Genomic DNA, 21728 nt, shown 5'->3' on the forward strand with positions numbered 1-21728 from the left:
CGTCTGCTCCTGTCCGGATGGTGGTTAAAAAAGCTCGATCCTCGTGAGGTCACCGCTATATGATGGGAAACGCCCGTTCCCGTTTCAATCCACTGGAAATATCGCATGAACGCCGAAACCAGTAAAACGCCGCCCGGCACGGACGATGGCACGCCGCCACAGGAGCTGACGCCCGCCGCCCGCCGCGCGCTGCAGGAAGCCGAAGCAAGGCGGCATGACTACCGCCGCAAGGAAGCAGCACTTCCGCGGGAGATCGGCGGCCGTGGCGGCAAGGAGCCCGGCCGCTATGGTGACTGGGAGGTCAAAGGCCTGGCCAGTGATTTCTAGCGACTGATCTCAAGCTGCGTTGCGCTGCTGCTCGAGCGCAACGCAGCCTCGCTCGTCGACGGTGATGCCGATTGCGTCATAACCTGACATCGCGGCATGCTGTGTTGCCAGGGGATGCTGGTGCGTGGCGTTGATCACCATGACCGAAGCACCCGCCGCCTCCGCCGCCGCGATGCCGGCCGGGGCATCCTCGAACACCAGGCAGTCGCGCGCGTCGAAGCCAAGCCGTCTTGCGCCGAGCTGGAAGCAATCGGGCGCCGGCTTGCCGCGGGAAACGTCCTCCGCCGCGACGAGGACCGCAGGGACAGGAATGCCGGCGACCTTCATGCGGGCAAGCGCCAGGGAGCGTGGCGCCGAGGTTACGATTGCCCAGCGCTCCGGCGGCAGCGAATTGAGGAATGCCACGGCGCCGGCGATCTGGACAATACCCTCGAGATCGTCGGCCTCGGCCTTCAGCAGCAGATCCGCTTCGTGTCTGGGGTCGACGCCCGGAAGCGCCAGGGCGGTGATTGTCTCGATCGCCCGTACGCCGTGGATCGTCGGCAGGAAGGCCGCAACGTCGAGGCCGTGACGCCGCGCCCAATCGCCCCAGACCCGCTCAGCCGAGGCGATGGAATTGATGAGCGTGCCGTCCATATCGAAGAGGAAGGCGGCGAATTTTCTGCCAGCAAACATGATTTTCCTTGAAGTGCGGGGGAGGGGTCGAGGGAGGACGCAACCGTAGCGCCAAGCCGCCGACATGAAAAGGCGCGCGAGCGCATTTGGGGGGCGATGCAGGGAACCACCGTCACCTTGCAACGTTTCAAACGTACAATTCCCACCACGCGAACCAAGGGACGATACCCATGCTGATACGCCTCGGCTATGAGATTGCCATCGAATGCGCCGAGGCCACTCCGGTCATTTCGCTGCTCGAAATTCACAAGGACAGGCAGGCCGACATCAAGCGGCAGACGCGTGTCCTGACCTCGCCTTCGGTGCCGACCAGGCTCTACCACGATCTGCACGGCAATGCCTGCCGCCGCTTTACGGCGCCTGCCGGCGGCTTTCGCATCCTTTATGACGCCGTCGTGGAGGACAGCGGTGAGACGGATGAGGTCAACACGCTGGCCCGGGAAATGCCGGTCGCCGAGCTGCCCGACGAGGTGCTTTTCTACCTCCTGGGCAGCCGCTATTGCGAGACAGACCATCTGAGCAACCTCGCCTGGCAGCTTTTCGGCCATCTTCCTTCCGGCTGGGCGCGGGTGCAGGCGATCGTCGACTATGTCCATAACCGCCTGTCCTTCGGCTACGGCTATGCGCGTTCGACCCGCACCGCCGCGCAGGCGCACGAGGAACGTGTCGGGGTATGCCGCGACTTTGCCCATCTGGCGATCACGCTCTGCCGCTGCATGAACATTCCGGCGCGCTACGTGAACGGCTATCTCGGCGATATCGGCGTGCCGGCGGATCCCGCACCGATGGATTTCTCGGCCTGGATGGAGGCCTTCCTCGACGGCAAGTGGTATACGTTCGACCCGCGCCACAACCGGCCAAGGACCGGTCGCGTCGTCATTGCGCGCGGCCGCGACGCCACCGACGTTCCCTTGCTGCACAGTTTCGGCCCGCACCGACTCAGCTTGTTCAAGGTATGGACCTACGAACAGGAAGGCAGGCTGTCCAATCCACCCTATCACGGCATTGACAGGACGGTCAGCGCGCGGATGCTGGCCTAGCTACGTTGATATCCAGGGGAGGCCGGCCTGGCAAATGGCTGGCCTGACCTGGATCTCAACACACGTGTCCGAGTTTGTGCCCCGGCGTGCTTCGCAATCCTGGGACAGTTGGCCCGCTTCGGGACAAAGATGCTGTGCCGCAACAAGACATCGCCGACACCGGACCAGCACATCGATCTGGGCATGGTAAGCGTCCGGTAAAGGTGCGCGGTAATATTCGCTGACGTTTACCAGCCGTTCACCTTCTTACCCCGTGAAAATCCAATAAAAACAATGTTCTGCTGGTTAATTCCCGATCGCGGATCGGGTCGCCTCTCGTTCCGGCTGGAATCCTGCATTGCCCCCGATGCGGCGACGAGGCCGAGGCAAGTGGAGGCTGTTGGATGCGGAATTACGGGGGTCTTGTTCACGCGGTCGGCGGCTTCGCCGGAGACCGCAGTGGAAATTTCGCGGTTCTGTTCGGCTTTGCTGCCTCGGTCTTGGCGCTGGCCGCGGGCTTCTCGGTCAATATCACGCAGCTCTACAACGCCAGATCGAGCCTGCAGGGCGTCATCGACGCGGCGGTGACATCGACGGCACGTGACCTGACCACCGGCGCCATCAACGAGGCCGACGCAACCAAATCCGTGCAGGCCTTTCTCGACGCCAACGGCGCGGCGGGCATTCTGCACGCTGGCCAGATCGTGCTCGACAGGCTGATCGTCGACAGGACCGCCAACACGGTCCAGGCCGATGCCCATGTCGATGTCGGCCTCTACTTCCCGTTGTTCAGCACCGGTGACATGCAGCGCGTCGGCGCTTCCACCACAGCGCTCTATTCCGACAAGCAGATAGAGGTGGCCATGATGCTCGACATAACGGGATCGATGGCCAAGCGGGGCAACGTCAATAAGATCGGCGACCTGAAAGTCGCTGCGACGAATGCCGTCAAGACGATGCTCGAGAACCAAGACCCGAAGAACCCCCGCGTCCGGGTCGCGATTGTGCCCTATGCATCTGGCGTGAACGCCGGAAAACTGGCCGAAAACGTCTATGCCGAGAAGCAAGGGAGTTCTGAACTGCCACCCGTCGCCGGCAGTTCGCTTCTTGTTGCCAAGACGGGCAAAAATCTGCTGCCGTCCTTCAGCGACTACATCTCCATTGTTGGGGCGGCCATGCCACACCCGGACAACTGCGCTACAGAGCGCAAAAGCAAGAACGGCGATGCCGACTTGAGCGCGGATGGTCCAGACACGGTTCGCACAGACAGGAACGGTAAGAAATATTATGCCCTGGTAAATCGGGATGATCATCTCAGCGACGAGGGAATGAACAAATGTCCTGACGCGCAAGTGATCCCGCTGACAGCGGATTCGGAGGCATTGCTTGATTCGATCGACGACTTCCAGGCCGATGGTTATACGGCTGGCGCGATCGCCATTCAGTGGACCTATTACATGCTGTCGCCGCAATGGCGCGCTGCGATCAAGAATGCCGGTCTCGGCAACGGCGCTTCGAACGCCGATGCGAAGAAGGTCGCCAAGGTTGCGATCCTGATGACCGACGGCCAGTTCAATACCGCCTTCGCGGGTGTTGCTGGGAGATACAACAGCCAAGGCAACCTTGCGCGCGGCAATGCTGAAACGCTGTGCGGCAACATGAAAAATGACGGCATCGAGATTTTCACCATCGGCTTCGACCTGAACGATAAGGATATGTCGGCAACCGAGAGGGACCAGGCAAAGGCGGTGCTGAAGGATTGTTCTTCGAAAGACGCCTCCGCCGCCGAGAGGCATTATTTCGAGGTGTCCACCGGTCTGGAATTGGATGATGCCTTTCAGGAAATCATCCGCAACACCGAAAAGGTCGTACTGACCCAATAATCCGTGAAAAGGAAAAGGCCGCCGCTTCTTTCGAAGCCGGCGACCTTCCGTGTTTCCGTCCATGGCGCGGCTCAATGGTGGTGACGCTTAGGTCACCGACCGCGCATCTCGCGCCTTAACGGGAAGACTGCTTCCCGAAAGTGCAATCCGCTGAGCCCACGTTCTGGAAAACGAAATCACTCGACATCGGATCACCTCCTTTCGATTTGTTGAACACACACTCATGATGGGGTGCGTTGCAGCAAATGACAAGATGCCGGATGGAAAAAGCGTGACGTGCTTGCGATCCGCGGCCCAAAAGGACAACATCGCGTCATCGACCGTGGGGAAAGGCATGGATGCCACCGAAAGAGCTGCGCGCATCGTTCGAACGGTAGTCGAGGCGGTCAAGCCCGGCTTCGCGGTCAGGCTGTGGACCGGTGAGCGGATCGGCCCCGCCACCGGCCCCGTGCTGATCATCAACGACCATGACATTGTCTGGCAGATCGTTCGCCGACCGTCCCTGTCGACCCTTATCGAAATGTGGATATCCAAGGCAGTCGACATCGAGGACGGATCGCTGTTCGATTTCTATGCCCTGCCTTCGACGGGCAAGCTGCGATCGAAGCTGAAGGCGTTGCCCAAACGGGCGCTTCTGCGTGACTTGCCGGCGGTGCTGTTTTCGAGAAAGCAGATGGCGTCGCGGGTTGATCTCGCCGGTCGCAACCCGTTCGTCAGCGGCTCCAGCAAGGAGGCGATCCAGCATCACTATGATATCTCGAATGCCTTCTACGGGCTCTTTCTCGACGAGCGCATGGTCTATAGCTGCGGGTATTTCCAGGATTTCGCAAACAGCATCGACGAGGCGCAGGTCGACAAGCTCGACCATATCTGCCGCAAGCTTCGGCTGAAACCCGGTGAAAGATTGCTCGACATCGGCTGCGGCTGGGGCGCGATGCTGATCCACGCCGCGAAAAACCATGGTGTCGTCGGACACGGCGTCTCGCTGTCGCAAGCCCAGACCTCACTCGCCCGCGAGCGCATTCGCGCCGAGGGTCTGGAGGACAAGATCACCATCGAGATAAAGTCCTACGCGGAACTCACCGGCACCTTCGACAAGATATCGTCCATTGGCATGTTCGAGCATCTGGGCCTGGCAAACCATGACACTTATTTCTCCGCCGTCCACCGGCTGCTGAAACCGGGCGGCATCTATCTGCATCACGCCATCACAAGGCGCAGCAAGGGCGACATCAAGAAAACCCTGCGCAAGGGGCCTGAATACAAGGCGCTGATCAAATACATCTTCCCGGGCGGCGAACTCGACACGATCGGCATGACATTGGGCAATCTCGAAGCACACGGTTTCCTCGTCTACGATGTCGAGAATTTGCGCGAGCACTATGCCCGCACCTGCAGGCTGTGGGCCGAGCGTCTGCAGGCGCGGTTCGACGAGGCGATCGCCGAGGTCGGCGAAGCCAAGGCGCGGCTGTGGCTGCTTTACCTGAGCGGCTGCTCCATCACCTTTGAACGCGCCTCGGCGCAGATATTCCAGACTGTCGCCACCAAACGCGCGCGAGGCCCGAGCGGCCTGCCACCGACGCGGGCGGATCTTTATCGATAGGCTTGGGCCGGAAGGTCAGACGAACCGCATCGGCGCGCCGATCCCGACCCGGCCGGGCCGGTCGACTGTGCAGTAGACGCCGAGATTGTGGGCGTTGTGGCGGACCAGATTACGCAGGATGCCCGGATCATCGTCGAAACCATCCTGGGCGATGATGGTGAAGCCGCAGCGGCGGCACGGCTCGGAGATGGTCAGGACGAGATCGCCGATGGCGAGCTTCTTGCCGATCCATTCGGTTTCGGGAAACGAGCCGTCGACCGAGGCCATGTCGACGACGATGTTGGGACGGAAACGGCGCGGATCGGCGGCCCCCTCCGGATGGAGCGCCTTCAGCCGAGCCAGCGAGGCCGTGGTCAGGAGATGGATCGGCGCCTTGCGGTAGCGCTCCGCGGTCAGCGGCCCGGCGTAGCCGGCCGCGCTCTCCCCGTGGAACGGTCGGATCGAGGCGCCGAAGCCGAGATAGGCCGACACGGCGCGGTCGCATTCGGCGCCGGGTGCGGCAAGCCAGTCGCCATCGGGAACGGCTATTTCCAGTTCGCTGTCGCGGCCCAGCCGGGTGCGGATGCGAGGCACCTTGTGCCACTTGGCGTCACGATCGGGCCGGGCGATCTCATTGTCCGAGACATCGACGAGACCGAACAGGCGGTCGCCCTCGATGCCAACCGGTCCAACCAGGATGGTGTCCCGGCGCTCGCCGGCGAGCGAACTTGCCGGATAGCGCCACAACTGGGTGACGGTGCCCAATGCCGCGTCTTCCCGCATCAGCCCCTCTTGTTCTGCCTGTTGGCAACGAGGTCGTCGACCACGGCCGGATCGGCAAGCGTCGAGGTGTCGCCGAGCGCGGAAAAATCATCCTCGGCGATCTTGCGCAGGATGCGGCGCATGATCTTGCCCGAACGCGTCTTGGGCAGGCCGGGCGCGAACTGGATCTTGTCAGGCGTGGCGATGGCGCCGATCTCCTTGCGGACATGGGCGACAAGCTCCTTGCGCAGATCTTCGCTCGGCTGCTCGCCGGCCATCAGGGTGACGTAGCAATAGATGCCTTGACCCTTGATATCATGGGGATAGCCGACGACGGCGGCTTCGGAAACCTTGTCATGGCTGACCAGGGCCGATTCGACCTCGGCCGTGCCCATGCGGTGGCCGGAGACGTTGATGACGTCATCGACGCGGCCGGTGATCCAGTAATAGCCATCGGCGTCGCGGCGGCAGCCGTCCCCGGTGAAGTATTTTCCTTTGTAAGCGGAGAAATAGGTCTGCACGAAACGGTCGTGGTCGCCATAGACGGTGCGCATCTGGCCGGGCCAGGAATCGGTGATGCAGAGGTTGCCGTCAGCCGCACCTTCCACCACCTTGCCCTCGCTATCGACCAACTGCGGCTTGATGCCGAAGAAGGGCCGTGTCGCCGAGCCTGCCTTGAGGTCGGTGGCGCCCGGCAGCGGCGTGATCAGGATGCCGCCGGTCTCGGTCTGCCACCACGTATCGACAATCGGGACCCTGCCGTCGCCGACGACGTTGAAATACCACTCCCAGGCTTCCGGGTTGATCGGCTCGCCGACCGAGCCCAGCACGCGCAGCGACTTGCGAGAGGTCTTCTTCACATGCGCGTCGCCGGCACCCATTAGCGCGCGCAGCGCCGTGGGCGCGGTGTAGAAGATGTTGACCTTGTGCTTGTCGATGACTTCCCAGAAGCGCGACTGAGAGGGGTAGTTCGGCACACCTTCGAACATCAGCGTGGTGGCGCCGTTGGCGAGCGGCCCGTAGACGATGTAGCTGTGGCCGGTCACCCAGCCGACATCGGCGGTGCACCAATAGACGTCGCCGTCATGATAGTCGAAGACATATTGGTGCGTCATGGAGACATAGACGAGGTAGCCGGCGGTGGTATGCAGCACGCCTTTCGGCTTGCCGGTCGAGCCCGACGTGTAGAGGATGAAGAGCGGATCCTCCGCCTTCATCTTCTCCGGCTTGCAATCAGACTTAACCGTCGCGACTTCGTCGTGATACCAGACATCGCGTCCCGGCGCCCAGCCGATCTTGCCGCCGGTGCGGCGCACGACCACGACGGTCTTGACCTTGACATGGTGCTTGGCGGCGATGTCGATCGCCTTGTCGGTGTTTTCCTTGAGCGGGATGGGCTTGCCGCCGCGCAGGCCCTCATCGGCGGTGATGACGAAGGTCGATTCGCAATCGACGATGCGGCCGGCCAAGGCATCCGGTGAAAAGCCGCCGAAGACGACCGAATGGATAGCGCCGATACGCGTGCAGGCCAGCATCGCATAAGCCGCTTCCGGGATCATCGGCATGTAGATGGTGACGCNGACGTGTGCTCTTCCGATCTTAGCGCCGATACGCGTGCAGGCCAGCATCGCATAAGCCGCTTCCGGGATCATCGGCATGTAGATGGTGACGCGGTCGCCTTTCTTGACGCCGTGCTTCTTCATCACATTGGCGAGCCGGCAGACGTGCCCGTAGAGTTCGGTGTAGGTGATTTTCTTGTCGTCGTAGGGGTTGTCGCCTTCCCAGATGATGGCGGTCTGGTCGCCGCGCTTCTTCAGGTGGCGGTCGATGCAATTGTACGAGACATTGGTCTGGCCATCCTCGAACCACTTGATCGAGACCTTGCCGTCGAAGGAGGTGTTCTTGACCTTGGAGAAAGGCTTGAACCAGTCGATGCGCTTGCCGTGCTTGCTCCAGAACTTGTCCGGGTTCTTCATGCTGTCGGCATACCATTTGAGGTAGGTGTCATTGTCGATCAGGGCGTTCTTCTTCCACGCCGGCTGGACGCGATGGACATGAACCTCGGACATTCTTGGCTTTCCTCCCGAACCAGTCCGCCGGCTTGAAACGCCTGCGGGATCGCAGCTACGCAGCCGCGAATTCGGCGGCATTATTACCAGTTCCGTCGCGACGGCAACATTAGACGTTGGATTCGCGCGGCGGGATGCCGCAGGGGCGCTTTTCGAAACTGTCAGCACTCGACGATGTTCGCTGCTAACCGCATGTTTTCGCGGGTAAAGTTCCCTTTGAGATCAAGAAAAATCAATAGACAGTTAAGTAACGGCGCGCACAATTGGCAGCTGGGAGGAAAGGAGAATCAACCAGGGGACCGCCCAAGGGGACCATAATGCGCGACCATCTTGAAATGGACCTGATCCTCAAAGGCTACGGCCTGACCACGGCCAAGATTCTTTATCATTTTCCCGACCACCCGCATCTCCTGCAGAGCTTCGTCTGGCAGGACTACGACATCGCTCCGAAGTTTCCGGTGTTGATCCGGTTCATCGAATTCTGGAAAGCCAAACTCGACGGGCCACTGCATTCGGTGGTCTACACGCACCAGAAGCTGATCGCGCCGAATGAATGGCGCAAGGTGGATGGCGAGTTCGTGCTGCATTGAGATGGCAAGACGGCGATGGCTGTTTAGGCAGGCGCCGTCCAGCGACTTAGCCTGTTAGCGGCCGCATCATCAAACCGCCGGCGGGTTCAGCCGGGCGAAGCCTTCCTGACGTCGATAGGGGAAGTACGGATAGGGCGCGGTGACTTCGCTTGCCTCATCGAGTTTCTTCACCTGCTCCGGCGTCAGCGTCCAGCCGACGGCGCCGAGGTTCTGGCGCAGTTGCTCCTCGTTGCGAGCGCCGATGATGACGGAGGAAACGGTCGGGCGCCGCAGCAGCCAGTTGATGGCGATCTGCGGAACCGTCTTGCCGGTTTCCTGCGCCACCGCGTCGAGCTCATCCATGACCCGATAGAGATGCTCGTCCCCGACCGGCGGCCCGAAATCAGCCGTCTCATGCAACCTGCTCTTTTCCGGCAGAGGCTGGCCACGGCGGATCTTGCCGGTCAGGCGGCCCCAGCCAAGCGGGCTCCACACCAGCGCGCCGACGCCCTGGTCGAGGCCGAGCGGCATCAGCTCCCATTCGTAGTCGCGGCCGAGCAGCGAATAGTAGACCTGATGCGCGGCATAGCGCGGATAGCCGTGCTTCTCCGCCAGGCCGAGCGACTTCATCACTTGCCAGCCGGAGAAGTTGGAGGCGCCGACGTAGCGCAGCTTGCCGGAGCGAACGAGGTCATCCAGCGTCGACAGCACCTCCTCGATCGGCGTGCCGGCATCGAAGGCGTGCAGTTGCAGCAGGTCGATATAGTCGGTACCGAGGCGCTTCAGCGCGGCGTCGACCGACTTGATCAGCCGCGAGCGCGAGGAGCCGTGGTCGCCCGGCCCGTCGCCCATCGGCAGCGCCGTCTTGGTCGAGATCAGCACCGCGTCGCGACGGCCCTTGATCGCTTCGCCGAGCACCTCCTCCGAGGCGCCGTTCGAATAGACGTCGGCGGTGTCGAACAGGTTGACGCCGGCCTCGAGACAGATGTCGATCAGCCGCCGCGCTTCCTGCGCGTCGCTGCTGCCCCAGGCGCCGAACAGCGGGCCGGAGCCACCGAAGGTGCCCGCGCCGAATGAAAGCACCGGGACTTTCAGGCCCGATGCGCCGAGACGTCGATAGTCCATTTTCTTGCTCCTGGTGGTTTGTGAAGAGGTCGGACGATACGGATGTCGGCTGGCGTCACGACCGGACGGAGACAGGCGCACCTGATGTGGTGCCACCATCAAGGCGCAGCGCCAGTCCGGCCACGGCGAGTGCCGCGAGCGGCAACAGGGCGGCGACCCAGGTGAGCGAACCCAATCCAAGGCCATGGGCGATGACCGCGCCGCCAAGCCAGGCGCCGGCCGCATTGCCGAGATTGAAGGCGGCGATGTTGAACGATGAGGCCAGACTCTGGCCGGCGCCTTGCGACTTTTCCAGCACCCACATCTGCAGCGGCGCCACTGTGGCGAAGGCGGCGGCACCGAGCAGACCGACATAGATCACGGCCATGACCTGGCTGTGGATGGCGAAGCTCATCGTGGCAAGCACCAGCGCCAGCACCACGAGGCTGCCGAGCACCGCCGGCACCAGCCAGCGATCGGCGACCTTGCCGCCGGCGAGATTGCCGGCGATGAGGCCGCCGCCAAAGACGAGCAGGATCGGCGATACGGCGGCTTCCCTGAAGCCACTGATCTCGGTGAGCAACGGGGCGATATAGGTGAAGACGGCAAACACGCCGGCATAGCCGAGCACCGTGGTGGCGAGGCCGAGCAGGACGGGCGTGCGGCGAAGCACGGCGAGATCGGTGCGCAGATCGCTCTTCTCCGGCGCTGCCTGGCCGCGCGGCACCAGGGCCAGGATGACGGCGAAGGCCGCGAGGCCGACGGCGGTCACCGCCCGGAAGGTGGCACGCCAGCCAAAGGCCTGGCCGAGCCAGGTGCCAAAGGGCACGCCCAAGATGTTGGCTATGGTCAGGCCGGTGAACATCAGCGCGATCGCCGAAGCCTTCCTGTTGGGCGCGACCAGACCAGTGGCGACGACCGAGCCGACGCCGAAGAAGGTGCCATGGGCGAAGGCGGTGATGATGCGGGCACCCATCAGTGTCCAGTAGTCGGGCGCCAGCGCACAGGCGAGGTTGCCAATCGTGAAGATCGCCATCAGCGCAAGCAGCACGGTTTTGCGCGGCCAGTTGCCTGTGGCGATGGTCAACAAGGGGGCACCGATGACGACACCGAGCGCATAAGCCGAGATCAATTGGCCGGCGGCGGAGATCGACACGCCGAGGTCTTTGCTGACATCGATGAGCAGGCCCATGATGACGAATTCGGTAACACCGATGCCAAAAGCACCGGCGGCGAGGGCATAAAGAGCAAGAGGCATGGCGATGGTCCCATGTGTCGGCAAAGGAACGCTCAGTCCGCGCCCTGGCCCGGAAGATCGTGATCCGCCATGTTGTGAACCAGACTTGCCCAAGGCATACTTCTTGTGAAATAGATTCACAGATGGCCAGGCCCGAAATCAACCGTTCCGGCGAGATCGAAGTCTTCGTGCGCGTCGTCGAGGCAGGCAGTTTTTCGGCCGCGGCGCGGCGGTTGCGGATGACGCCATCGGCGGTGAGCAAGCTGATAGCGCGGCTCGAAACCCGGCTTGGGGCGCGGCTTGTCAGCCGCTCGACGCGCAAACTCCAGCTCACGCCGGAAGGGACGGCGTTCTACGACAGCGGCGTGCGCGTGCTCGCCGACATGGATAAGGCCGAGCGAGAAGCCGCGGCAGGAGCCGCGCCGCGCGGCAGGCTGAGGGTTAACAGCTACGTGCCGTTCGGCCAACACCGGCTGATGGACCTGCTGCCGCGCTTTCTGGAGCGCTATCCCGAAATTTTCGTCGAGGCTGTGCTGACCGACAGCGTGATCGACCTGCTGGAAGAGCGGGCCGACGTCGCGATCCGCGCCGGGCCGCTGCGCGAATCGAGGCTGGTGGCGCGCAAGCTCGGTCAAAGCCGAATGGTGGTGGTCGCGGCACCTTCCTATCTCGAAGCACACGGCACGCCGCGCACGCTGTCCGATCTCGGGCGTCACAACACGCTCGCTTTCGGTTTCGCGCGGCATATCGACGGCTGGCCCTTTATCGATACGGCAGGCGCGCCGGTGATCACCCCGGTTGTCGGAAACCTGACGTTGACCGATGGCGAGGCGATGCGCCAAACGACCGTCGCCGGGGCCGGCATTGCCCGACTGGCGCGCTGGCATGTCGAGCCCGACATTGCCGCCGGCCGGCTGGTGCCGCTGCTGGAAGATTTCAACCCCGGCGACGAAGAGCCGACGCATGCCGTCTATGTCGGCCAGGGCAAACACCTGCCGGCACGTGTGCGGGCTTTTCTCGACTTTCTTGCCGAGACCGTTCGGCTGTAATCGAAGCCGCGCGTCGATGCGACGCGCGGCGTTGAAAAGGACTGGCTTGCCAGCGGTACGAGTTATGCCTTCGGCACGAAAGGCGCCGGACGACGGCCGGCGCCCTGGCGTTCGACCATCCAGCCGGGATATTCGGCGGGTAGTGCGCTCACTTCGTCAAGCTTGGCGAGATCGTCGGCATCGAGCTTGAGGCTGGTGGCGGCAAGGTTCTGCTCGAGCTGGTCCATGCGGCTGGCGCCGATGATCACGCTCATCACGAAAGGCTTGGCCAGGACATAGCCGAGCGCCACGGTCGCGACGCCGACATCATGCTTCTCGGCGACCTCGCGCATGACGGCGACCGCCGCCCAGGCACGCTCCTCGTTGACCGGCGGGAAGTTGAAGGACGCGCGGCGGCCCTCGCCATTGCCCGGCGCGCCGGGCCCGTATTTGCCGGAAAGCAGCCCGCCGGCCATCGGCGACCACACCATCAGGCCGAGCTTCTCCTCGTTGATCAGCGGCACGATCTCGCGTTCGAGGTCGCGGCCGGCGATCGAATAATAGGACTGGATAGTTTCGAAGCGGGCAAAGCCCTTGCGGTCAGCGATGCCTAGCGCCTTGGCGATGCGCCAGGCCTGCCAGTTGGAGACACCGACATAGCGGACCTTGCCGCTGCAGACGAGATCATCAAGTGCCCGCAGTGTCTCGTCGATCGGCGTCACCGCGTCGGTGCCGTGCAACTGATAGAGATCGATATGGTCGAGCTGCAGCCGCTCCAAGCTGGCGTCGACCGAATCCATGATATGGCCGCGCGAGGAGCCGCGCTGGTTTGGTCCCTCACCCACGGCGCCGTGGACCTTGGTGGCGATGACTACGTTTGACCGGGCAACACCGAGATCCCTAAGCGACTGACCAAGCAGACGTTCGGACTCACCGACGGAATAGACGTCGGCCGTGTCGAAGAAGTTGACGCCGACGGCGATCGAGCGGCCGACGATCTCGTTGACGCCCTTCTGGTCGAGGCTGGCGATCAGGCCCCATTGGGTGTTTTGGCCGGCGGCGCCGAAGGTCATGGTGCCGAGGCAAAGTTCGGAGACGAATAACCCCGTGTTTCCAAGCTGATTGTAACGCATCTGAGACTCCAAGAGGCTGTGTGGCGACATCAAAGCAAATGGGAACGGTACGTTTCGTTTCAAGTGCTGGTATAGCGCTGGTATAATGGCGCTTGTGGATCAGGCCCAGCGATATGCCATGGCGAAAATGGCGCGCTCCGGGCAGATAGGGACGCTTAGACGGCCCAGGGGTTGAGCACCGTCAAGCCAATGTCTTCAAAGTCGGCGACATTGCGAGTCACCAGAATGAGATCATGGACAAGTGCGGTTGCCGCGATGAGCGTGTCAGCGCTGCCTCGTGTTCGGCCGGCGGTGATGCGGCCCCAAGTGAGTGCCACATCTTCCGTGACAGCAAGAATACGGTCGGCGTTGTCATGCCGAAGCTCCCGTAGCCAGAGATCGAGGCGTGCCGCCTTTCCGGGGTCGACCTTGCCCAGCTTGACGATCCCACGCTCGATCTCACCAAGGGTAATGACGCTGAGGTTCACTGATGTTGGATCCACCGAAGCCAGCCATTCAGTCGGCCTGGGTTGCTGCCTCCGCAGATCGGAAATAATGTTCGTGTCGAGCAGATACATCAGAGATCGACGTTCCGGATCATCGTTTCCGGACGCCGGTTGACCTCCTCGGCGAAATCATCGTCCCAAACCGGACCTGTCAAAAGATATTCGGCCAAGGATTTCTTCTTTCCAGCCAGGCGGTCGTAATCCTCGGCGGAGAGTACCACCGCGGCACGCTCGCCGCGCAGCGTTACCGTCTGCGGTCCCTCGCTGCGCGCGCGTTGGACCAGCTTGGAGAAATTGTTTTTTGCGTCCTGAAGGTGCCAGTTCATGGAATGCTCCTAGCTAGCCTGGCTAGATATAGTATTGACGCATGACGCGGCAAGCTTGAAATTCGGGCTACCGGCTTCCAAAAATCGCCGAACCCACCCTGACGCTGGTGGCGCCAAAGGCGATCGCGGTCTCGTAGTCGCCGGACATGCCCATCGACAGCTTGGCGACACCGGCTTCCTCGCCGAGTTTCTCCAACAAGGCGAAGTGGGGGCCGGGGTTCTCGTCCGCGGGCGGGATGCACATCAGGCCTTCGATGCCGAGGCCGTGCACTTCCCGGCAGCGTCTGACGAAGGCGACCGCCTCGCGCGGTTCGATGCCGGCTTTCTGCGGTTCGGAACCGGTGTTCACCTGGACATAGAGTTTTGGCGCACGGCCTTGCCGGATAATTTCCTTGGCGAGCTCCACGGCGATCTTGTCGCGGTCAACCGTCTCGATGACCTCGAACAGCGCCACCGCTTCCTTCGCCTTGTTCGACTGCAGCGGGCCGATCAGGTGCAGTTCGATGTCGGGGAAAGCTTCCTTCAGGTCAGGCCATTTGCCTTGCGCTTCCTGCACGCGGTTTTCGCCGAAGACGCGCTGGCCGGCCTCGATGACCGGGCCTATGTCGGCGGCGTCGAAGGTCTTGGAGACCGCCACCAGCGTCACCGCGCCGGCTTCACGGCCCGCCTCCCGCTCGGCGGCGGCGATCTTCGCCTTGACCGTGAAAAACTGCTGAACGGTGTCGCCCATATGCAAATCCCGCTGTTTTGACCCGCGTTTTTGTCAGCCGCGATGTCCATATGGTTGACGGGTTTGCCAAACCATGGTGAACACCCGGACCACATTTCATGAACTGCCGGGCTCTTGCCCGCAGTCCGCATGCTTTTAAGTGAAAAACGTCCCATGGCAACCGAACGATACAACCCGCGCGCGTCAGAACCCAAATGGCAGAAGGCCTGGGCCGAGAAGAAGCTTTTCGAAGCGCACAATGACGATCCGCGCCCGAAATACTACGTGCTGGAAATGTTCCCCTATCCGTCGGGTCGCATCCATATCGGCCATACCCGCAATTACACGATGGGCGACGTGGTGGCCCGCTACAAGCGCGCCAAGGGTTTCAACGTGCTGCACCCGATGGGCTGGGACGCCTTCGGCATGCCGGCTGAGAACGCCGCGATGCAGAACAAGGTGCATCCCAAGGAATGGACCTACCAGAACATCGCCGCCATGCGCGAGCAGCTCAAGGTGATGGGCCTGTCGCTGGACTGGGCGCGCGAATTCGCCACGTGCGACGTCGACTACTACCACCGCCAGCAGATGCTGTTCCTCGACTTCGTCGAGAAGGGGCTGGTGACGCGCAAATCCTCCAAGGTCAACTGGGATCCGGAGGACATGACGGTGCTCGCCAACGAGCAGGTCATCGACGGGCGCGGCTGGCGCTCCGGCGCGCTGGTGGAACAGCGCGAGCTGACGCAATGGTTCTTCAAGATCACCGACTTTGCCCAAGACTTGCTGGATTCGTTGGACGGTCTCGACGAGTGGCCCGAAAAAGTGAAGCTGATGCAGCAGAACTGGATCGGCCGTTCGGAAGGCCTGCTGATCCGTTGGCCGCTGGCCTCGGAAATCGCCGGCGAGCATGAGCTGGAAGTCTACACGACAAGGCCCGACACCATTTTCGGTGCCTCGTTCATGGCAATCGCCGCCGATCATCCGCTGGCCAAGAAGGCCGCGGAGACCAATCCGGCCCTGGCGAAGTTCATTGACGAAGTACGCCATATGGGCACTTCGGTGGCGGCGCTCGAGACGGCCGAGAAGAAAGGCTTCGACACCGGCATCCGCGTTGTCCATCCTTTCGACGATAGTTGGACGCTGCCTGTCTACGTCGCCAATTTCGTGCTGATGGAATACGGCACCGGCGCCATCTTCGGCTGCCCGGCGCATGACCAGCGCGACCTCGATTTCGCCAACAAATACGGCCTGCCGGTGGTGCCAGTGGTGATGCCTGACGGAGCCGATCCCAAGACGTTCCAGATCGTCGACGAGGCCTATGTCGACGATGGCGCGATGATCAATTCGCGCTTCCTCGACGGCATGCCGCCGGACAGCGCTTTCGATGAAGTCGCCAGGCTGCTGGAGCAAAAGACCATCGGCAACCGGCCGATGGCCGAGCGCAAGGTGAATTTCCGCCTGCGCGACTGGGGCATTTCGCGCCAGCGCTACTGGGGCTGCCCGATCCCGATGATCCATTGCGAGGATTGCGGTGTGGTGCCGGTGCCGAAGGCCGATCTGCCGGTCAAGCTGCCCGACGATGTCGATTTCGACCGGCCAGGCAATCCGCTCGACCGTCACCCGACCTGGCGGCATGTGAAGTGCCCGCAATGCGGCAAGGACGCGCGGCGCGAAACCGACACGATGGATACGTTCGTGGATTCGTCCTGGTATTTTGCCCGCTTCACCGCGCCCTGGGCGCATGAGCCGACCGATCCTAAGGCAGCGAACGAGTGGCTGGCGGTCGACCAATATATTGGCGGCATCGAGCATGCGATCCTGCATCTGCTCTATTCGCGCTTCTTCACCCGCGCCATGCGCGAGACCGGCCATGTTGCCTTGGCCGAGCCGTTCAAGGGCCTGTTCACGCAAGGCATGGTGGTCCACGAAACCTACCGTGTCGGCTCGGCGTCGAATGGGCGCTGGCTGGCGCCGACCGAGGTGCGTCTGGAAGACGTCGACGGCAAGCGCCGCGCCATCGACGTCGCCACCGGCGAGGCGGTCACCATCGGGCCGCTCGAGAAGATGTCGAAGTCGAAGAAGAACACGGTGAGCCCGGAAGACATCACCGATGGCTACGGCGCCGACACGGCGCGCTGGTTCATGCTGTCGGATTCGCCGCCCGAGCGCGATGTCGAGTGGACCGACGACGGTGCCGCCGGCGCGCATCGTTTCATGCAGCGCATCTGGCGGTTGGTGTCGACGGCGGCCGAGACGCTGGCAGGGGTCACGCCCAAGGCGGCCAATGATGGCGAGGCCGGGGCGGTTTCCAAGGCCGCGCACAAGATCCTGAAGGCGGTTGGCGAAGACATCGAGAAGCTCGCCTTCAACCGCGCCATTGCTCGCATCTATGAACTGGCCAACGCGCTGACAGCCCCGCTTAACGAAGTGGCGGAAGGCAAGGCCGTTCCGGCGCTGAAAAGCGCCTGCCGCGAGGCCGTGGAGATCATGGTGCATCTGATCGCGCCCGTGATGCCGCACCTGGCTGAAGAGTGCTGGGAGACGCTGGGCGGCGTCGATCTGGTGGCCGAACGGCCCTGGCCGGTCTTCGATCCGGCGCTGGTCGTGGACAACGAAGTCACCTATCCGGTGCAGGTCAACGGCAAGAAGCGGGGGGATTTGACAATTGCCCGCGACGCGGACCAAGGTGCGGTCGAAAAAGCGGTCTTGGCTCTCGACTTCGTGCAGAAAGCACTTGAAGGTAAGGCTCCGCGCAAGGTGATCATCGTGCCGCAGAGGATCGTCAATGTCGTTGCCTGACCGGGAAAAGACAGAGCTGGGCCGTCTGCTGCGCCGCATCGCGCTTGCCGGCCTCGTCGGGTCGCTGGCGTTCATTTCGGCCTGCCAGGTGCGGCCGCTCTATTCGAGCGCGCCGTTGTCGACGGGCTCGACCGCCAATGCGGAGATGGCATCGATCGCCGTCAAGCCGGTCCGGACGCGCTATGCCCAGCAGGTGCGTAACAATCTGATCTTCGGGTTCGGGCGCGGCGCCGGCGAGCCAGCCTCGCCGCTTTATTCGCTCGACCTCGGCGTGACCGAAGGCGTTGAATCCTCGGCGCTGGTACAGAATGGAACCGATCAAGACGAGCCGACGGCTGGGTCGGTGACACTGACCGCGGGCTACACACTGACCGATGCGAAAACCGGCGCGGTGATCGCCGTCGGCAAGCGGGCGATCACCTCGTCCTTCGACAGGCCGCGTCAGGAGTTTGCCTCCTACCGGGCGCAGATCGACGCCGAGAACCGCGCCGCGCGCGAGCTGGCTGAAGCCCTGCAGCTGTCGATCGCCCAGGATCTGGCCCGGCACGGCAAGGCGGCCAGCTAGCACGGTCGCCGTCTCAAAAGAGGGCCGAACGCCCTCTCTCATTCTCTCGATATCCCTATCCTGTGTCAGGGTGATGGAAACGCGCCGGCAGCCGGGCTTTGGTGCCATGCGAAGCCTGACCGCGGGTTTTCACGTGGCCAGGGTTAGCCCGCTTTTCAGCCAAGCGCTTCGCCGCGAAAGATGTGCCTCGATCGCTCCAGCGACGCTGACAGGAAGCAACTGTTAACCACTCGCTCCCTATTGCTCGGCAGTCGTTTCACAGTGAGTCTTGAGCATGGAAGCCAGGCGTTTTTCTCGGATCAATTCGTTGCACACAGCTGCGCCCGATGACCCCCAAGGAGAGCGTTCCGGCGGCCCGCGCGGCAAGGTCGACGTCCGCCAGTCCGGCGCTTCTTTCCCGCAGGGTGGCGACACCGAAAGCCCTGCCTGGCAAGAGTATTTTTTCCTTGCACCCAATGTGCGTTTTACACGCACGCCGGACTATGAGCCAAAGCACCGCCAACCGCAGGACGAAGTTGCCGGGCAGGACGACCCGCTGGCGCTCCCGACGCAGCAGGTCGGTCCTGGCGTCATGCATCGCGGACCGGCATCGGCCGGGCCCGCTCAGCCGGCGCGTAGCGGGGAGACGGCGAAAGGCGTTGCGCCGGCGGCTCTAAAGGCGCCAGCAACGGCACGAGCGGCCACGCGCCCGGCGCCCGTTGTCGGGAATGGCGCGCCGGTCAAAGCAGCCCCCGCTGAAAAAGCCCGGCGGCCCTATCTTTCGGATCATGCTTTCTTCGAGGGCTTGGCGCCGCTTCTGGTCGACGTGACACCGGCCCGCCAAGTCAGCCCGGTCCCACGTGCACCGGTCACGGCTCCGCCGGTTGCCGCCGTGCGGGCCGGTGACTCCGGACCGGCGGTGGCCGATGTCACCGCCTTGTTCCGTGTCATCGAATGCCTTCCTGGCCAGGTTCCACCCGCCCTGCCGGACGTCTTTCCGGCCAACTCCAACAAGGTCGTGGTCGAGCCGTCCGTCCCGGCAGGCAGGACCGTCCGGCTGGCTCGGACAACGGCCGCGACGGCGCCTGCCGCAGCCAGCGCCGCCCGGGCGCCATTTGCGCAACGTGTGGAGGAAACCAATCTCGCCGTGCGTCCGTCGCTGCCCATGGCTGGCAAGGTTGTGCAGCCGGTGACGGGCGAAGGCTACGAGCTTCCCTCGGAGGAGCTGCTGCAGCAGCCGCCGGAAGGGCAGGGCTTCTACATGTCGCAGGAGCGGCTCGAGCAGAATGCAGATCTCCTGGAAAGCGTGCTGGAGGATTTCGGCGTGCGAGGCGAGATCATCCATGTTCGCCCTGGTCCGGTCGTTACCCTCTACGAGTTCGAGCCGGCGCCCGGCGTCAAATCCTCCCGTGTCATTGGTCTCGCCGACGATATCGCTCGCTCCATGTCGGCGGTCTCGGCGCGCGTCGCCGTGGTGCCCGGCCGCAACGTCATCGGCATCGAGCTGCCGAACGAGACCCGCGAGACCGTCTATTTCCGTGAACTGATCGAATCGCAGGGCTTCCGCAAGACCAGCTGCAAGCTGGCGCTTTGCCTTGGCAAGACGATCGGCGGCGAACCTGTCATCGCCGAGCTGGCGAAGATGCCGCATCTGCTTGTCGCCGGCACCACGGGATCCGGCAAGTCGGTCGCCATCAACACCATGATCCTGTCGCTGCTCTACCGGCTGAAACCGGAAGAATGCCGGCTGATCATGGTCGACCCGAAGATGCTCGAACTGTCGGTCTATGACGGTATCCCGCACCTTCTGACGCCCGTCGTCACCGATCCGAAGAAGGCGGTCACCGCGCTCAAATGGGCGGTGCGCGAGATGGAGGACCGCTATCGCAAGATGGCGCGGCTCGGCGTGCGCAACATCGACGGCTACAACGAGCGCGCCGCCACCGCCCGCGACAAGGGCGAGACGGTCGTCATGACCGTGCAGGCCGGCTTCGAGAAGGGCACCGGCGAGCCGTTGTTCGAACAGCAGGAGATCGACCTCGCGCCGATGCCCTATATCGTCGTCATCGTCGACGAGATGGCCGACCTGATGATGGTCGCCGGCAAGGAGATCGAAGGCGCCATCCAACGCCTGGCGCAGATGGCGCGCGCCGCCGGCATCCACCTGATCATGGCCACGCAGCGGCCTTCCGTCGACGTCATCACCGGCACTATCAAGGCCAACTTCCCGACCCGAATCTCATTCCAGGTCACCTCCAAGATCGACAGCCGCACCATTTTGGGCGAGCAGGGTGCCGAGCAGCTGCTCGGCCAGGGCGACATGCTGCACATGATGGGCGGCGGGCGCATCGCCCGCGTGCACGGCCCCTTCGTGTCCGACGCAGAGGTCGAGCATGTCGTGGCGCATCTGAAGGCGCAGGGCCGCCCGGAATATCTGGAGACCGTTACGGCCGACGAGGATGAAGAGGAAGAGGAAGACGACCAGGGAGCGGTCTTCGACAAGGGAGCCGTTGCCGCGGAGGATGGCGATTCCAGCTATGACGAGGCGGTCAAGGTGGTGTTGCGCGACAAGAAATGTTCGACGTCCTACATCCAGCGCCGCCTCGGCATAGGCTACAACCGCGCCGCTTCACTGGTCGAGCGGATGGAGAAGGAAGGTCTGGTCGGCGCACCGAACCATGTCGGCAAGCGCGAGATCATGGCGGGCAAACGCCAGCCGGCGGCGGTGCCTGACACTGACGACGCGGATTGAGCGGAGGCTGTCATGACGCCAACAAAAAGGCCGGTTGCCCGGCCTTTTTCATTGGAGCTGAATAGTCTCAGCCGATTTTCTGGCCGGTCTTGGCCCAGTCGGCGGTGAACTGCTCCAGACCCTTGTCCGTAAGCGGGTGCTTCACCAATGCCTTCAGTGTCGCCGGCGGTGCGGTCACGACGTCGGCGCCGATGAGCGCCGCCTGCTTGATATGGTTCACCGTGCGCACCGAGGCGACAAGGATCTCGGTCTGGAAATCGTAATTGTCGTAGATCTGGCGGATCTCCTGGATCAGTTCCATGCCGTCCGCGCCGGTATCGTCGACGCGGCCGACGAAAGGCGAGATGAAGGATGCGCCGGCCTTGGCCGCGAGCAGCGCCTGATTGGCCGAGAAGCACAGCGTGACATTGACCATTCGGTTCATCTCGGTGCGGATCGTCTTGCAGGCTCTCAAGCCGTCCAGCGTCAGCGGCACCTTGATGCACACATTGGGCGCGATCTTGGACAGCACCTCGGCCTCGGCCATCATCTGCTTGTACTCGCTCGCCACGACTTCCGCCGAGACCGGACCTTTGACGATGTCGCAGATCTGCTTGGTGACCTCGGCGATCTTGCCGCCGGATTTCAGGATCAGCGACGGATTGGTGGTGACGCCATCGAGCAGCCCCAGATCGTTCAGCTCACGGATATCCTTGACGTCGGCGGTGTCGACAAAAAATTTCATG

The 21728-nt window shown here is 62.9% G+C and carries 19 protein-coding genes; 9 read left to right on the forward strand and 10 right to left on the reverse strand.

Annotated features, from left to right (window positions below):
- The first annotated feature begins 105 nt into the window (after window positions 1-105).
- Window positions 106-327 carry a DUF1674 domain-containing protein gene (locus X739_RS150595; RefSeq protein WP_023794824.1) on the forward strand — a complete coding sequence of 74 codons (222 nt, stop codon included), beginning with the start codon at window positions 106-108 and terminating at the stop codon, window positions 325-327.
- A 9-nt stretch (window positions 328-336) separates the two neighbouring features.
- Here the strand turns inward: X739_RS150595 and X739_RS150590 are convergent, their stop codons facing one another.
- On the reverse strand, window positions 337-1002 hold the full coding sequence (locus X739_RS150590) for an HAD-IA family hydrolase (RefSeq protein WP_023771781.1): 666 nt from the start codon (window positions 1000-1002) through the stop codon (window positions 337-339).
- Window positions 1003-1172: 170 nt separating this feature from the next.
- Here X739_RS150590 and X739_RS150585 point away from each other — a divergent pair, with 170 nt between their 5' ends.
- The 3 genes from X739_RS150585 to X739_RS150575 all read left to right on the forward strand — a co-directional run bounded on the left by X739_RS150585 (window position 1173) and on the right by X739_RS150575 (window position 5507).
- Entirely contained in the window at window positions 1173-2042 is an 870-nt protein-coding gene (locus tag X739_RS150585) for a transglutaminase family protein (protein WP_023771780.1), read from the forward strand.
- Window positions 2043-2425: 383 nt separating this feature from the next.
- Entirely contained in the window at window positions 2426-3904 is a 1479-nt protein-coding gene (locus X739_RS150580) for a pilus assembly protein (protein ID WP_023771779.1), read from the forward strand.
- Window positions 3905-4238: 334 nt separating this feature from the next.
- Complete coding sequence (locus tag X739_RS150575) at window positions 4239-5507, forward strand: cyclopropane-fatty-acyl-phospholipid synthase family protein (protein ID WP_023794825.1); 1269 nt, start codon at window positions 4239-4241, stop codon at window positions 5505-5507.
- A gap of 15 nt (window positions 5508-5522) precedes the next feature.
- Here X739_RS150575 and X739_RS150570 read toward each other — a convergent pair whose 3' ends face one another.
- Window positions 5523-6269 carry an MOSC domain-containing protein gene (locus X739_RS150570; protein ID WP_023771778.1) on the reverse strand — a complete coding sequence of 249 codons (747 nt, stop codon included), beginning with the start codon at window positions 6267-6269 and terminating at the stop codon, window positions 5523-5525.
- Window positions 6269-8317 (reverse strand): acetate--CoA ligase, encoded by a 2049-nt coding sequence (acs, locus tag X739_RS150565; RefSeq protein WP_023794826.1) that lies wholly within the window; start codon window positions 8315-8317, stop codon window positions 6269-6271. The genes X739_RS150570 and acs overlap by 1 nt, the downstream gene beginning before the upstream one ends.
- Window positions 8318-8634: 317 nt before the next feature.
- Here acs and X739_RS150560 point away from each other — a divergent pair, with 317 nt between their 5' ends.
- Window positions 8635-8907, forward strand: a complete 273-nt coding sequence (locus X739_RS150560) for an usg protein (RefSeq protein WP_023771777.1) — start codon at window positions 8635-8637, stop codon at window positions 8905-8907.
- Between the two features lie 69 nt (window positions 8908-8976).
- Here X739_RS150560 and X739_RS150555 read toward each other — a convergent pair whose 3' ends face one another.
- Both X739_RS150555 and X739_RS150550 read right to left on the reverse strand, forming a co-directional pair.
- Window positions 8977-10011 (reverse strand): aldo/keto reductase, encoded by a 1035-nt coding sequence (locus X739_RS150555; RefSeq protein WP_023794827.1) that lies wholly within the window; start codon window positions 10009-10011, stop codon window positions 8977-8979.
- Window positions 10012-10066: 55 nt separating this feature from the next.
- Window positions 10067-11248, reverse strand: a complete 1182-nt coding sequence (locus X739_RS150550) for an MFS transporter (protein WP_023794828.1) — start codon at window positions 11246-11248, stop codon at window positions 10067-10069.
- Window positions 11249-11370: 122 nt separating this feature from the next.
- Between X739_RS150550 and X739_RS150545 the strand changes: the two genes are divergently transcribed.
- On the forward strand, window positions 11371-12276 hold the full coding sequence (locus X739_RS150545) for a LysR family transcriptional regulator (protein ID WP_023794829.1): 906 nt from the start codon (window positions 11371-11373) through the stop codon (window positions 12274-12276).
- Window positions 12277-12338: 62 nt separating this feature from the next.
- Here the strand turns inward: X739_RS150545 and X739_RS150540 are convergent, their stop codons facing one another.
- The 4 genes from X739_RS150540 to X739_RS150525 all read right to left on the reverse strand — a co-directional run bounded on the left by X739_RS150540 (window position 12339) and on the right by X739_RS150525 (window position 14929).
- Entirely contained in the window at window positions 12339-13388 is a 1050-nt protein-coding gene (locus X739_RS150540; RefSeq protein WP_023794830.1) for an aldo/keto reductase, read from the reverse strand.
- 155 nt (window positions 13389-13543) lie between these two features.
- A complete protein-coding gene (locus X739_RS150535; RefSeq protein WP_023771772.1) occupies window positions 13544-13945 on the reverse strand; it encodes a type II toxin-antitoxin system VapC family toxin in 402 nt (133 codons plus the stop codon).
- On the reverse strand, window positions 13945-14199 hold the full coding sequence (locus tag X739_RS150530; RefSeq protein ID WP_023771771.1) for a type II toxin-antitoxin system Phd/YefM family antitoxin: 255 nt from the start codon (window positions 14197-14199) through the stop codon (window positions 13945-13947). The genes X739_RS150535 and X739_RS150530 overlap by 1 nt, the downstream gene beginning before the upstream one ends.
- A gap of 67 nt (window positions 14200-14266) precedes the next feature.
- Window positions 14267-14929, reverse strand: coding sequence for a YggS family pyridoxal phosphate-dependent enzyme (locus X739_RS150525; protein ID WP_023771770.1), 663 nt, complete (start codon window positions 14927-14929; stop codon window positions 14267-14269).
- Window positions 14930-15082: 153 nt separating this feature from the next.
- On the opposite strand from X739_RS150525, the gene leuS reads away from it, so the two are divergent.
- From leuS to X739_RS150510, 3 genes are all read left to right on the forward strand, one after another.
- On the forward strand, window positions 15083-17707 hold the full coding sequence (gene leuS / locus X739_RS150520; protein ID WP_023771769.1) for a leucine--tRNA ligase: 2625 nt from the start codon (window positions 15083-15085) through the stop codon (window positions 17705-17707).
- Window positions 17694-18272, forward strand: coding sequence for an LPS assembly lipoprotein LptE (gene lptE, locus X739_RS150515; RefSeq protein WP_023771768.1), 579 nt, complete (start codon window positions 17694-17696; stop codon window positions 18270-18272). Before leuS ends, lptE begins: the two co-directional genes overlap by 14 nt.
- A 274-nt stretch (window positions 18273-18546) precedes the next feature.
- A complete protein-coding gene (locus tag X739_RS150510; protein WP_023794831.1) occupies window positions 18547-21003 on the forward strand; it encodes a DNA translocase FtsK in 2457 nt (818 codons plus the stop codon).
- 67 nt (window positions 21004-21070) lie between these two features.
- On the opposite strand, the gene fsa is transcribed toward X739_RS150510, so the two are convergent.
- Complete coding sequence (fsa, locus tag X739_RS150505) at window positions 21071-21727, reverse strand: fructose-6-phosphate aldolase (RefSeq protein ID WP_023771766.1); 657 nt, start codon at window positions 21725-21727, stop codon at window positions 21071-21073.
- Between the last annotated feature and the right edge of the window lies 1 nt (window position 21728).

This window comes from Mesorhizobium sp. LNHC209A00 (genome assembly GCF_000502915.1).
Lineage (GTDB): Bacteria > Pseudomonadota > Alphaproteobacteria > Rhizobiales > Rhizobiaceae > Mesorhizobium.